This window comes from Azospirillum sp. UENF 312511 (genome assembly GCF_058780635.1).
In genome coordinates, this window is sequence record NZ_JBSNCG010000003.1 from 809,798 (window position 1) to 823,010 (window position 13,213).

Genomic DNA, 13,213 nt, shown 5'->3' on the forward strand with positions numbered 1-13,213 from the left:
CTCGACCGGGCAGCGTTCATCCCGCGCCGGTCAGGGCCGCGTGTCCTCGTTTAGGGTCATGATGCCGATGCCCATCGCCACGCTGCCGAAGGTGAGGATGAGGCTGGCATACAGCATGATCGCGGCAATAATGCCGTGATCGCTGTTTCCCATCAGGGTCGCCAGATTGGCGACGTCGAGAATCAGAAGGCCCGTCGCCAAGACAACAGCCCCGGCCACGCCGGACGCCAGATGCTTCAGCAAGAACAGGATCGCCGCTTTTTCGAAGGGTTTCATGGCACGACTTTTCATGACCGTCACGTCCCAGTCCTCAACATAGAATTACCCAAGGCGGCGACAATATGACCAAGGATGGCTTGGCGTCCTAGAGACCTCTCTAGCCTTTGGTCCCCACCGTGACGTTCGGCGTACCGCCCAAGCGCAGGACGATGCCCGCCAGCTCCTCCGTGGCCGCCACCACGCGGGTCTCGTCCGTGCCCCGCAGCACGAGGCTGACGCCGAAGAAACCGTTGCGGAAATAGGGATAGCTGCCGATTTCCAGGTCCGCGTAGCGGTCCTGCAGGGCGCCGAGGTCCGCGGCGATCTGCCCCTCGGCCAGTTCGCAGGCCACCGTGCGGGCGTGCAGGTCCGGCCCGCCCTCCAACTGCGGCAGGACGCCGTCGAGCATCGCCTGCATGATGTTGGGCACGCCCGCCATGACGAAGACGTTGCCGATGCGGAAGCCCGGCGCGGCGCTGATCGGGTTGTCGATCAGCGACGCCCCCGCCGGGATGTTGGCCATGCGCAGCCGCGCCTCGTTCAGCTTCGACGGGTCGCCGTAATGGCGCTCCAGCCGGGCCACGGCCTCGGCGTTGCGCTCCAGCGGCACGCCGAAGGCCTTGGCGACGCAGGCCGAGGTGATGTCGTCGTGGGTCGGCCCGATGCCGCCCGTGGTGAAGACGTAGCCGTAGCGGCCGCGCAGGGCGTCCAGCGCCGCGATGATCTCCTCCTCCACGTCCGGGACGACGCGCGCCTCGCGCAGGCGGACGCCGATGCCGGCCAGCTTCTCCGCGATGTGCGGCAGGTTGGCATCCTTGGTGCGGCCCGACAGGATCTCGTTGCCGATGACGAGGACGGCGGCGGTCGGGTTCGGCGTGGCGGAGGAGGCGGGCGAGGACATGCGGAGTCGGCTCCGTTCTCGGTTGATGCGGGGATGGCGGGACCGGCGGGCTTGCCGGACGGCGGGGGCGCGCTTTAACCTAGAGCCCAAGATGCGCTTCCCCACCCCCCTCCTGCAAGGCCGCCTCGTCCGCCGCTACAAGCGGTTCCTCGCCGACGTGGAACTCGACGGCGCCCTGGTCACCGCCCATGTGCCGAACTCGGGCAGCATGATCGGGGTGGACGCCCCCGGCTCCGCCGTCTGGCTGTCACGGTCGGACAACCCCAAGCGCAAGCTCGCCCATACGCTGGAGCTGGTCGAGGCGCTGGACGATCCGGACGCGCCCTGCCTCGTCGGCGTCAACACCTCGCACCCCAACGGGCTGGTCGCCGCCGCCATCGCCGCCGGCACCATCCCGGAGCTGGCCGGCTACGCCCGGCTGCGCCGCGAGGTGAAGTACGGGCGCAATTCCCGCATCGACATCCTGCTGGAGGACGATGCCCGGCCGCCGGCCTATGTCGAGGTCAAGAACGTGCATCTGCGCCGCCCCACGCGGGGCGATGGGCAGGCCGCGGAGTTCCCGGACTGCGTGACCGCCCGCGGTGCCAAGCATCTGGTGGAGATGGCCGAGATGGTCCGCCAGGGCGCGCGGGCGGTCATGGTCTATCTTGTGCAGCGCGCCGACTGCGCCTACTTCCGAGTCGCCGCCGACATCGACCCCGCCTACGCCGCCGGATTGCGCCTCGCGCTCGAATCGGGGGTGGAAGCCGTGTGCTGGTCCTGTAGGATCACCCCACAGGCGATCGAACTGGAACGGCCGCTGCCAATCTGCATGGGCTGATCCGCACGGATTGACCGCGCTCTTTGTTCACCGCCGGGCCTGCCGGCGGGTTTTCCTGGGACCTGATCTGTAGGGGACGATTCTCTTGGACCACGACGACCTCGATTCCCATCGCATCCGGATTCATGGGCCGGAGGATTTCGAGGGCATGCGCAAGGCCGGACGGCTGGCCGCGGCCACGCTCGATTTCATCACGCCCTACGTCCAGCCCGGCGTCACCACCGGCGAGCTGGACCGGCTGCTGGAGCAATACATCCGCGACCATGGCGGCGTCCCGGCCCCGCTCGGCTACCGCGGCTTCCCGAAGGCCAACTGCATCTCCGTCAACCATGTGGTCTGCCACGGCATCCCCGGCGACAAGCGGCTGCAGAACGGCGACATCCTGAACATCGACGTCACCCCCATCCTGGACGGCTGGTACGGCGACAGCAGCCGCATGTATCTGTGCGGCGACGTCGGCGTGAAGGCGAAGAAGCTGGTGGACGTCACCTACGACGCGCTGATGATCGGCATCGCCCAGGTGAAGCCGGGCGCCACGCTGGGCGACGTCGGCCACGCCATCCAGACCTTCGCGGAGGGCCACCGCTACTCGGTCGTCCGCGACTTCTGCGGTCACGGCTTGGGCCGCGTCTTCCACGAGCCGCCGTCGGTCCTGCATTTCGGCAACCCCGGCACCGGCGCCGTCCTGCGCGAGGGCATGATCTTCACCATCGAGCCGATGATCAACGCCGGCCGCTACGACGTGAAGATCCTCGGCGACGGCTGGACCGCGGTGACCAAGGACAAGTCGCTGTCCGCCCAGTTCGAGCACTCCATCGGCGTGACCAAGGACGGCTGCGAGATCTTCACCCTGTCCCCCGCCGGCTTCCACAAGCCCCCCTACGCCGTCCCGGCCGAGGAAGCGACCGCAGCCGTGTGATTTTCGCGCGGAAGAGGTATAGTCCCGACGCACACATTCGTATGGTGGCGTCGGGATGGCGGGACGGAAGAGCGCGAAGCGGTCGGGGAATGCGGAGGAGGCCCAAGGGCTTCCCGGGCTGGAGCCGCCCCCTGACGTCGCCATGGAAGAGGCCCACCACGAGGCCAATCACAAGGGCCACCGCCAGCGTCTCTACACCCGCTTCCTCGATGGCGGGCCGGACGCGCTGCAGGATTACGAGCTGCTGGAGATGATCCTGTTCGCGGTCAACCCGCGCCGCGACGTGAAGCCGCTGGCCAAGGCGCTGATCCGCGATTTCGGCGACCTCTGGAGCGTCGTCAACGCCCCGCCGCCCCGCCTGCGCGGCTATTGCGTGGGGGAGGTCTCGCTGGCCTCCGACAAGGCCGTCGCAATGCTGCGGGCGGTCGGGGCCGCGGCGCTGCGCGGGATGCGGCAGCGGGTGATGGACCGGCCGGTGCTGGCCAACTGGCAGTCGCTGCTGGATTACTGCACCGCCGCCATGGCGCACCAGCCGATGGAGCAGTTCCGCCTGCTCTTCCTCGACCGCAAGAACAAGCTGATCGCTGACGAGGTGCAGCAGACCGGCACGGTGGACCACACCCCGGTCTACCCGCGCGAGGTGGTGCGGCGCGCGCTGGAGCTGTCGGCCAGCGCCATCATCCTGGTGCACAACCACCCCTCCGGCGACCCAACTCCCAGCCGCGCCGACGTGGAGATGACCAAGGAGATTTTGCGCGCCGCCCACAGCCTGGGCATCGCGGTCCACGACCACGTCATCGTCGGCAAGGGCAAGCATGTCAGCTTCAAAGCCCAAGGATTGCTGTAGCCGCAACCCTGTTCTGCAGTCCCATCTTGTTGGCCCGACCGGCGCCCCCATATGTGCGGCGTTCGTCACCACAGAGGTAGCACCATGGGCCTTTTCGACATGTTCAAGGGATCGGCGCCGCTGGATCTCACCCCCCGCCGGACGCTGGTCGTCTCGCTGATCTACTGCATGGGCGCGGACGGCGAGCTGGACCCGGAGGAGGTCGGCCATCTGCTGTCGGTGATGGGCCGCAGCGCCACGCGCGAGGAGCTGGACCGCTGCTTCAAGTACGCGCGCAGCACCCCGCCCGACGCCTTCCTGGCCGCCGCCACGCCGAACCTGAACGAACAGCAACGGCTGTGCATCCTGCTGAACATGATCGACAGCGCCATGGCCGACGGCCAAGCCGAACAGGGCGAGCGTGACCTGATCGCGCGCTTCCAGCAGGCCTTCGGCCTCGACGACGCCAAGCTCGGCCCCTATTTCCAGGCGCTGGTCGCCAAAAACGACCGCAGCGTGCTGGGAGCGTAAGGCCGGCTTCGTGGCGCATCGCCCGTCAGCCGACCGTCTCCCCCACCGCTTCGGGGGCGTCGGCGTGACGGGCGATGAAGGCCACGAAATCGTCGTAGGGCATGGGGCGGCCCAGCAGATAGCCCTGGATCTGGTCGCAGCCCAGCCGCGCGAGCCCGCCGAACTGCTCCTCCGTCTCCACCCCCTCGGCCAGTGTCTGCATGCGCAGCGAGCGCGCCATGCCGATGATCGCCTCGGCGATGGCACCGCCATCGGAGCCGTCGGTCAGGCTGGTCACGAAGGAGCGGTCGATCTTCAGCTTGTCGACGCGGAAGCGCTTCAGATAGCTGAGGCTGGAATAGCCGGTGCCGAAATCGTCGATGGCCAGCGCCACCCCCATCTCGCGCAGCCGGGCGAAGGTGCCGCTCACCATGTCGGACTCGTCCATCAGGACGCTTTCGGTCACCTCCAGTTCCAGGCAGCGGGCCGGCACCTTGTAGGCGTCCAGCCAGAAGGCCACGCGGTCGGCCAGACCGGGGCGGCGCAGTTGCACCGCCGACAGGTTGATGGCGATGAGAAGCGGATGGCCGCGGGCGAGCAGGTCGGCAGCGCGGCGGCAGGCCTCGCCCAGCACCCAGTCGCCGATCGGCTGGATCAGGCCGGTGTCCTCGGCCACCGGGATGAACTGGCCAGGCGGGATCATCGTGCCGTCGCGTCGGCGCCAGCGCAGCAGCCCCTCCGCCCCTACCAGACGGCGGCCGTCCACCGCAAACTGCGGCTGGAAATGCAGCTCCAGCTCGTTGTCGGCCAGGGCGTGGCGCAGGTTGCTTTCCAACCACATCCGCTCCGACGCCCGCTTGTTCAGCTCCGGCGTGAAGAACTGGTGGTTGGCGCGCCCCGCCTCCTTGGCGGCGTACATCGCCATGTCCGCGCATTTCAGAAGCGCGTCGATGGTGGTCGCGTCGTCGGGATAGAGCGCGATGCCGATGGACGGGGAGATTTGCAGCTCGTGCCCGTCCACCGGGAAGGATTCGGTCATCGCCCGCAGCACCTTGCGGGCCACCGAACAGGCCGCGTCGGGACCGTCCAGGTCGTTGACGAGGATGACGAACTCGTCGCCGCCCTGGCGGCTGACGGTGTCGCTGGCCCGCACCGTCCCCAACAGCCGCGCCCCCACCGCACGCAGCAGCCGGTCGCCGACGCCGTGCCCCAGGCTGTCGTTGATGGTCTTGAAGCGGTCGAGATCGACGAACAGCAGCCCCACCTTGGTGCCGTGCCGGTCGGCGGCGAGCATCGCGCGCTCCAGCCGGTCGCGCAGCAGGAAGCGGTTGGGCAGGTCGGTCAGGAAATCATACTGCGCCAGATGCCGGATGCGCTCCTCCTGGGCGCGCTTCTCGGTGATGTCGGAGAAGGCGGCGATGTAGTTGACGGCCTCCCCCGCCTCGTTGCGCACCATCTGGATGCTGAGCCACTCCGGATAGACCTCGCCGGACTTGCGCTTGTTCCAGATTTCGCCGGACCAGTGGCCCTCCTCCTTCAGCTTCACCCACATCGCGGCGTAGAAGGCGCCGTCCTGCCGGCCCGAGGAGAGCATGGCCGGATCGCCGCCGATCACCTCCTCGCGGCTGTAGCCGGTGATGCGGCAGAAGGCGTCGTTGACCGCGACGATGCGGTTCTTCTCGTTGGTGACGACCATGCCTTCGGCGGCGTTGTCGAACACCTTGGCGGACAGCCGAAGCTCCCACTCCGCGCGCTTGCGCTCCGAGATGTCGCGGGCGATGGCGCAGTAGTAGGCGTCGCCTTCGTAGGTGACGCGGCTCGCCGTCACCTCCAGCTCCAGCGCGCGCCCGCCGCGGGTGTGGTACAGCGTCTCGTAATGGGCCGACGCCTCGGACGCCTCGTCGCGGAAGCGTTCCAGAAGGTCGGCGTGCGTGCCGGCCAGCCCGGCCAGCGGGGCGCCCAGCGCGTCGCAGCCGAAGGGGTTGACGTAGGCGATGCGCAGCTCCGCATCCGCCAGCACGACGATCTCGGACACATGGTCCACGAAGAAGTTGGCGAGGTAGAGCTGCCGCGCCCGCTCGCGCAGCATGCTGTCGCTCTCCCGCATGTTGGACTGGTAGCCGCGGACGATGCGGCGGACCCAGCCGGTGACCAGCCAGGACACCCAGGCCGAGGCGCCCAGCGCCAGCGCCAGCACCGTCAGCGTGGTCAGGATGCGCTTCTTCATGCCGGCGCTGATCTCGGCCCGCCGCTGCGCCAGCACGGAATCGATATCGTCGGTGTAGAAGCCGGCGACCAGCACCCACCCCCAGACGTCCGGCGCCGTGGCGTAGGACAGTTTCGGCGCCGGGCGCCCGGTGACCGGATGCACCCAGTCGAAGCGCAGTTCCCCCCCGCCCGTCAGGCCGGCCTCCAGCAGGCGGCTGACCAGATCCCGCTCCGTCTCCCAGGGCAGGTCGCGGGCGTTCTTGCCCTCCGCCGCCGGGGAGGTCGGGGAGAGCAGCACCTCGCCATCCTCCCGCAGCACCGCGATGAAACCCGAATCCCCGAACCGCCGGGCGCGCAGCCGCTCCAGCGTCTCGCGCTGAAGCTTCTCCTCCACCGCCCCGACATAGTCGCCGGTGCCGATCAGCCAGTTGAACGGCTCGAAGCGGCGGACATAGGCGAACTTGTCGGACATGCTGTGCGGGTTGCTTGGCGCGTACCAGCGGTAGCGGGTGAAGCCCTGCATCTCCGGATCGTCCACGGCGCGGATCAGGTTGCGCATGATCGGGCGCCCCTGGTCGTCGCGGTTGTCGAGCAGCGAGCTGCCCTCCCGCTGGGGGGCGGTGGGCAGCAGCACGCAGGTGCCCTGCATGTCGTCGATGAAGTAGTAGCCGCGCCCGCCGAAGAAGCGCAGGGGCCGCAGCGTCTCCTTGATCGACTGCCGGATCGACTCCTCGGGCAGATACTCCTTCTCGCGCTCGTAGATGGTCCAGGCGATGCCGTAGGCCTCATCCACCTTGGCGCGCAGTTCGGCGCGCAGCAGCGGTTCGGTGCGCGACCGCATGTAGGCGAGGTAGGAGCGTGCGTTCTCCAGCTCCTCCTGCAGGGTCTGGCGCTGCACTTCCAGGTAGCGGGCTTCGGTCTGCTTCAGGTCGGCTTCGAAATCCAGCCGGTGCTGCCAGATGAAGTAGGCGCCCAAGCCCCCCACCACCGCCGCGATCAGAAACAGGGACGCCAGGAACTGCAGGCGGTAAAGGCGCCTTTCGTCCGAAGTCCGGGACGGCTCGCGCATCAACTCGGCGATCGGATCGGACAAGGAAAGCCCTCCTGGAACCACGCCCGGCTTAACCCGTCCGCGGCGAACAGAGTAGATCATTAGTGCGCGTGGCGGGGACTCGGCAAGTTCAAGGTGAGGAAACCGGCGCGACGAATCGCCAGTCTTTGCGATTTTTCCGGGAAGACAAGCCTGCCCTCGAAAACCTTATGACGCGCATCCCGTGTCCACCGGGGCTGTGAAGGGGCTTTGCAGCGCCGTCCGGCGCGGTTATGGTCCCGCGCGCGGGCAACAGGGGGCGGTTTCCGCCATGGCAATGGCCCAAACGCATCCCCCGCCCGCCGCCGAAGCGTTCAGGTCCGCCACCCCCGGAGAGTCCGATGATCCCCCGCTACACCCGCCCCGAAATGGCCCGCATCTGGGAGCCGGAGAACCGGTTCCGCATCTGGTTCGAGATCGAGGCGCACGCCTGCGACGCGCAGGCGGAGCTGGGGGTCATCCCGAAGGAGGCGGCCGCCGCCGTGTGGGAGCGCGGCAAGTGGGAGATCGACCGCATCGACGAGATCGAGCGGGAGACCCGCCACGACGTCATCGCCTTCCTGACCAACCTCGCCGAGCATGTCGGGCCGGAGGCGCGCTTCGTCCACCAGGGCATGACCTCGTCGGACGTGCTGGACACCTGCCTCGCCGTGCAGATGACCCAGGCCGCCGACCTGCTGCTCGACGACATGGACAAGCTGCTGGCCGTTCTGAAGCGCCGCGCCTACGAGCACAAGGACACCGTCACCATCGGGCGCAGCCACGGCATTCACGCCGAGCCGACGACCTTCGGCCTGAAGCTGGCCGGCCATTACGCCGCCTTCGCCCGCGGGCGCGAGCGTCTGGTCCAGGCGCGCGCCGACATCGCCACCTGCGCCATCTCGGGCGCCGTCGGCACCTTCGCCAACATCGACCCGCGGGTGGAGCAGCACGTCGCCGCCAAGATGGGGCTGACGCCGGAGCCGGTGTCCACCCAGGTCATCCCGCGCGACCGCCACGCCTTCTACTTCTCGGTGCTCGGCGTCATCGCCTCGTCGATCGAGAATCTGGCCGTGGAGATCCGCCACCTGCAGCGCACCGAGGTGCGCGAGGCGGAGGAATATTTCCATCCGGGCCAGAAGGGCTCCTCGGCGATGCCGCACAAGCGCAACCCGGTGCTGTCGGAGAACCTGACGGGTCTGGCGCGCATCGTCCGCGCCGCCGTCGTCCCGGCGCTCGAGAACGTCGCCCTGTGGCACGAGCGCGACATCTCCCACAGCTCGGTCGAGCGCATGTTCGGCCCCGACGCCACGGTGACGCTGGACTTCGCGCTGGCCCGCCTGACCGGCATGATGGACAAGCTGGTGGTCTATCCAGAGCGCATGCAGAAGAACCTGGACGATCTGGGCGGGCTGGTCTTCTCGCAGCGCGTTCTGCTGGCCCTGACCCAGGCCGGGATGAGCCGCGAGGACAGCTACAAGGCGGTGCAGCGCAACGCCATGCAGGTGTGGGAGAAGGGCGGCAACTTCCTCGACCTGCTGTCGTCGGACGCCGACGTGGCCAAGCACATCTCCCGCGAGACGCTGGCCCCGATGTTCGACATGACCTACCACACGAAGAACGTCGACATGGTGTTCAAGCGCGTGTTCGGGGAGTGAGGGGTCCGGGGGCTTTGGCCGTCGGAGCCCCCACCCTTCCCACGGCTTCGCCGCGGGCCCCTTCCCTCCCCCGCTTCGCAGGAGAGGGAGTTCAATCCCCTCCCCTGCGAGAGCGGGGGAGGGTTAGGGAGGGGGCAACACCTCCCCCCACGAAAACTCTACTCCGCGTGCACCTGCACGCGCGCGACGTCCAGCAGACGAGCCAGTTCCTTCTCCACGCGGTGGTCGGAGATGTCGACGCCCCTGGCATGCAGATCGGCGGCCAGACGGTCACGAACGTCGTGCGGACCGGTGGCGCCGATGTCGGCGTCGATGACCTGACGGACATAGGCGTCGGCCTCGCCCCCGGTCAGGCCCAGCAGGCTCGCCGCCCAGAGTCCCGCCAGCCGGTCGCGGCGCGCGCGAATCCTGAAGAGCAGATCCTGGTCGTGCTGGAACTTGTTCTCGAAGGCCCTCTCGCGCTCGTCGAAGGTCGTCATGGGACCCGGCTCCTTGGATTGGTTTTGCGCTCCCAGATACAAGACTATATAGCCGGTGGAACGGGCGTCGTCATCGCCCCCACCCACCGGCCAATCGGCGAATCCGGCGTGCGGCGACATACCCAAGAGGGAAGCGGAAGGCAAGATTCCCCATGTGCAGCGTGATCCTCCTGCGACGACCGGACGCAACGTGGCCCCTGATCCTGGGCGCCAACCGCGACGAGATGGCTGGACGGCCCTGGAAGGCCCCGGCGCGCCATTGGCCCGACCGCCCCAACGTCGTCGCCGGACTGGACGAGCTGGCCGGCGGCTCCTGGCTGGGCCTGAACGACGAGGGCGTCGTCGCCGCCGTGCTGAACCGCATGGGCACGCTGGGGCCGGAGGCCGGGAAGCGGTCGCGCGGGGAGCTGGTGCTGGACGCGCTGGACTTCGCCGACGCGGCGGAGGCGGCGCTGGCCATGGCGCAGCTCGACACGCGGGCCTACCGCCCCTTCAACCTGCTGATCGCCGACAACCGCGACGCCCGGCTGCTGGTCCACCGCGGCCCCTCCCCGCGCAACCGCCCGGAGATGATCGAGATCCCCGCAGGCGTGCACATGGTTACCGCCAGCGATCTGGACGACGTGGCGGAGGACCCGCGGCAGGCCCAGTATCTCCCCCTCTTCCAGCACGCCGCACCACCCGACCCGGAGCGGGGCGAGGCCGGAAACCTGTGGGGCGGCTGGCCGGAGCTGCTGGCGAGCCGCATCTGGGACGACGGCGAGCGGGGCGAGCGCGGGGCGATGAACTTCCTGCTGCCCAGCGGATTCGGCACGGTGTCGAGCGCGCTGATCGCCCTGCCGGCCGTGGAGCGCCCGGACCTCGACCCCGTCTGGCACTTCGCCGCCGGCCGCCCTCACGAGGCGCCGTGGCAACCCGTCTCGTTGGGGCCCGTCTCGTTGGGGTAGGAGCCGCTGCGGACCCCGCGCATTGTGTTCCCTGGGCCAGCTTGCTATATCACTCGTGCATATCCCCTGGACCGGTCACCCGCCAGTCCAGGCTACACGTTTTTGGACGATCTCTCATGACACGACGTCGGCGCATCTACGAAGGCAAGGCGAAGGTCCTGTTCGAAGGTCCGGAGCCGGGCACGCTGGTGCAGTACTTCAAGGACGACGCGACCGCCTTCAACAACCAGAAGAAGGGCATCATCACCGGCAAGGGGGTGCTGAACAACCGCATCTCCGAGTACCTGATGAGCCGTTTGTCGGAAATCGGCGTGCCGACGCACTTCGTGCGCCGCCTGAACATGCGCGAGCAGCTGGTTCGCGAGGTCGAGATCATCCCCATCGAGCTGGTCGTGCGCAACACCGCCGCCGGCTCGCTGTCCAAGCGCTTCGGCATCCCCGAGGGGACCCCGCTGCCGCGCTCGATCATCGAGTATTATTACAAGTCCGACGAGCTGAACAATCCCATGGTCACCGAGGAGCACATCACGGCCTTCGGCTGGGCGGCTCCGCAGGACCTCGACGACATGGTGGCCCTGTCGCTCCGCGTGAACGACTATCTGTCGGGCCTCTTCCTCGGCATCGGCCTGCGGCTGGTGGACTTCAAGCTGGAGTTCGGCCGGCTCTGGGAGAACGAGGAGATGCGCATCGTCCTGGCCGACGAGATCAGCCCCGACAACTGCCGCCTGTGGGACATCAAGACCAACGAGAAGCTGGACAAGGACCGCTTCCGCCAGGACCTCGGTCAGGTCGAGGAGGCCTACCAGGAGGTCGCCCGGCGCCTCGGCATCCTGCCCGAAGGCGGCCCGGTGGACGTCAAGGGTCCCAAGACCGTCCAATAATCCGTTTTCCCCACCCCATCAGCACCATCAAGCGAGCGGACATCCGATGAAGGCGAAGGTTCACGTCACCCTCAAGCGCGGCGTTCTCGACCCCCAGGGCAAGGCCATCGCGCACGCGCTGCACACGCTGGGCTTCGACGGCGTCGAGGACGTCCGCGCCGGCAAGGTCATCGAGCTTCAGCTCAAGAGCACCGACGAGGCCGCCGCCCGCAAGGAGGTCGAGGCCATGTGCACCAAGCTGCTGGCCAACACCGTGATCGAAGACTACGCGATCGAGCTGGTGGCCTGAGAGTTGATGGCCTAAGGCCGTCCGCGCTCAATCCTGCCTGTCGGAAAATGGGGGATGCGCAACCGCTGCGCATCCCCCATTTTCGTTCGACCATGTCCATCGACCATCTCTCCACGCTCGATCCCATCTTCGCCGAGTCCCTGCGCGTCGGCGGCCCGACGGTGCGCGACTTCCGCCGCCCGGACGGCTTCTCCGGCCTGCTCTGCCTGATCATCGAGCAGCAGCTGTCCACCACGGTCGCCGCGGCGCTGTGGGCCAAGCTCCAGGCCATGGTCGGGGTGGTGACCCCCGACGCCATCCTGGCCCTGCCCGACGAGGATCTGCGGGCCTGCGGCCTGTCGCGCCAGAAGATCGGCTACGCCCGCGGGCTGGCCCAGACCGTTGCGGACGGCCGGCTGGACTTCGACGCCATTCACAAGATGGACGACGAGGAGGCCATCGCCGCCCTGATCGCGCTGAAGGGCATCGGACGCTGGACCGCCGAGATTTACCTGATGATGGCGCTCGGCCGGCCGGACATCTGGCCGGTGGGGGACCTCGCCATCCAGCTCGGCGTGCAGCGGCTGAAGGGATGGGCGGAGAAGCCGACCCAGGCGCAGCTTATCGCCGTCGCCGAGCCCTGGCGCCCGCACCGCAGCCTCGCCGCGCAACTCGTCTGGCACCATTACGTGGCCCTGCAGGAACAGGCCAGGGCCCTGAAACCGGCCAAACAGAGGCCGGCCAAGAGCAAGAAGACGCCCAAAGGAAGGACGACACCGTGACCGAGACCACCATCACCGCCGTCCTCGTCGGCAAGGCCGCCCCCTTCGGCCCGCCGGGGCGCACCAGCGCCATCGCCAAGCTCCCGGTGGACGGCCCGCGCGCGGTCGGCCCCGAAGGCTTCCTGGACGACGAGCAGGCCGATCGCCGCGTCCATGGCGGGCCGGACAAGGCCATCCACCACTACCCGCTGGACCACCACCCGGCGTGGCGGGACGAGCTGGGCGGGGACGTGCCGCTGCTCGGCCAGCCCGGCGCCTTCGGCGAGAACCTCGCGACGCTGGGCCTGACCGAAGCCGATGTCTGCGTCGGCGACCGCTTCCGCGCCGGCACCGCCCTGCTTGAGGTCGCCCAGGCCCGCCAGCCCTGCTGGAAGCTGAACCACCGCTTCGCCGTGCCCGACATGGCCAAGCGCGTCCAGACCACCGGGCGCACCGGCTGGTACTATCGCGTGCCGGAAACCGGCCAAATCGGTCCCGGCGACCGGCTGACCCTGGTCGAACGCCCCTACCCGCAATGGACGCTCGCCCGGCTGCTGCACGTCCTCTACGTGGACACGCAGAACCGCGACGCCCTGGCCGAGATGGCTGCCCTGCCGGTGCTGGCCCAGACGTGGAGGACGCTGGCCGAACGCCGGCTGACCCAGGGCGTCGAGGACTGGACCAAGCGCCTGAACGGCGGCGACTGAT

14 protein-coding genes are annotated in these 13,213 nt (G+C 68.4%); 10 read left to right on the forward strand and 4 right to left on the reverse strand.

Annotated elements, in window-relative coordinates; translation table 11 throughout:
• Positions 1-30: 30 nt before the first annotated feature.
• A complete protein-coding gene (locus ACWPN7_RS15135; protein ID WP_014239528.1) occupies positions 31-276 on the reverse strand; it encodes a hypothetical protein in 246 nt (81 codons plus the stop codon).
• Between the two features lie 100 nt (positions 277-376).
• The gene (locus ACWPN7_RS15140) at positions 377-1,159 is read right to left on the reverse strand and encodes a competence/damage-inducible protein A (protein WP_137115711.1); all 783 of its coding nucleotides are present in this window, start codon (positions 1,157-1,159) and stop codon (positions 377-379) included.
• A 91-nt stretch (positions 1,160-1,250) separates the two neighbouring features.
• On the opposite strand from ACWPN7_RS15140, the gene sfsA reads away from it, so the two are divergent.
• From sfsA to ACWPN7_RS15160, 4 genes are all read left to right on the forward strand, one after another.
• Positions 1,251-1,979, forward strand: coding sequence for a DNA/RNA nuclease SfsA (gene sfsA, locus ACWPN7_RS15145; protein WP_349619573.1), 729 nt, complete (start codon positions 1,251-1,253; stop codon positions 1,977-1,979).
• An 85-nt stretch (positions 1,980-2,064) separates the two neighbouring features.
• Positions 2,065-2,898: a type I methionyl aminopeptidase gene (gene map, locus ACWPN7_RS15150; RefSeq protein ID WP_035671623.1), complete on the forward strand. Its 834-nt coding sequence runs from the start codon at positions 2,065-2,067 to the stop codon at positions 2,896-2,898.
• A gap of 55 nt (positions 2,899-2,953) precedes the next feature.
• Entirely contained in the window at positions 2,954-3,745 is a 792-nt protein-coding gene (radC, locus tag ACWPN7_RS15155; RefSeq protein ID WP_349619574.1) for a RadC family protein, read from the forward strand.
• A gap of 84 nt (positions 3,746-3,829) precedes the next feature.
• Positions 3,830-4,255: a tellurite resistance TerB family protein gene (locus ACWPN7_RS15160; RefSeq protein ID WP_038529309.1), complete on the forward strand. Its 426-nt coding sequence runs from the start codon at positions 3,830-3,832 to the stop codon at positions 4,253-4,255.
• 25 nt (positions 4,256-4,280) lie between these two features.
• On the opposite strand, the gene ACWPN7_RS15165 is transcribed toward ACWPN7_RS15160, so the two are convergent.
• On the reverse strand, positions 4,281-7,535 hold the full coding sequence (locus tag ACWPN7_RS15165) for a bifunctional diguanylate cyclase/phosphodiesterase (protein WP_459196906.1): 3,255 nt from the start codon (positions 7,533-7,535) through the stop codon (positions 4,281-4,283).
• Between the two features lie 338 nt (positions 7,536-7,873).
• Here ACWPN7_RS15165 and purB point away from each other — a divergent pair, with 338 nt between their 5' ends.
• Complete coding sequence (gene purB / locus ACWPN7_RS15170) at positions 7,874-9,169, forward strand: adenylosuccinate lyase (protein WP_035671612.1); 1,296 nt, start codon at positions 7,874-7,876, stop codon at positions 9,167-9,169.
• A 158-nt stretch (positions 9,170-9,327) separates the two neighbouring features.
• Here the strand turns inward: purB and ACWPN7_RS15175 are convergent, their stop codons facing one another.
• A complete protein-coding gene (locus ACWPN7_RS15175) occupies positions 9,328-9,648 on the reverse strand; it encodes a DUF1476 domain-containing protein (protein ID WP_137102436.1) in 321 nt (106 codons plus the stop codon).
• 152 nt (positions 9,649-9,800) lie between these two features.
• On the opposite strand from ACWPN7_RS15175, the gene ACWPN7_RS15180 reads away from it, so the two are divergent.
• From ACWPN7_RS15180 to ACWPN7_RS15200, 5 genes are all read left to right on the forward strand, one after another.
• Complete coding sequence (locus ACWPN7_RS15180; RefSeq protein WP_459196904.1) at positions 9,801-10,595, forward strand: NRDE family protein; 795 nt, start codon at positions 9,801-9,803, stop codon at positions 10,593-10,595.
• A gap of 116 nt (positions 10,596-10,711) precedes the next feature.
• Positions 10,712-11,476, forward strand: coding sequence for a phosphoribosylaminoimidazolesuccinocarboxamide synthase (gene purC / locus ACWPN7_RS15185; RefSeq protein WP_014239519.1), 765 nt, complete (start codon positions 10,712-10,714; stop codon positions 11,474-11,476).
• 46 nt (positions 11,477-11,522) lie between these two features.
• Positions 11,523-11,765, forward strand: coding sequence for a phosphoribosylformylglycinamidine synthase subunit PurS (gene purS / locus ACWPN7_RS15190; RefSeq protein ID WP_038529315.1), 243 nt, complete (start codon positions 11,523-11,525; stop codon positions 11,763-11,765).
• Positions 11,766-11,857: 92 nt separating this feature from the next.
• Positions 11,858-12,526, forward strand: coding sequence for a DNA-3-methyladenine glycosylase family protein (locus ACWPN7_RS15195; RefSeq protein ID WP_459196903.1), 669 nt, complete (start codon positions 11,858-11,860; stop codon positions 12,524-12,526).
• The gene (locus tag ACWPN7_RS15200; protein WP_459196902.1) at positions 12,523-13,212 is read left to right on the forward strand and encodes an MOSC domain-containing protein; all 690 of its coding nucleotides are present in this window, start codon (positions 12,523-12,525) and stop codon (positions 13,210-13,212) included. Before ACWPN7_RS15195 ends, ACWPN7_RS15200 begins: the two co-directional genes overlap by 4 nt.
• Position 13,213 lies beyond the last annotated feature (1 nt).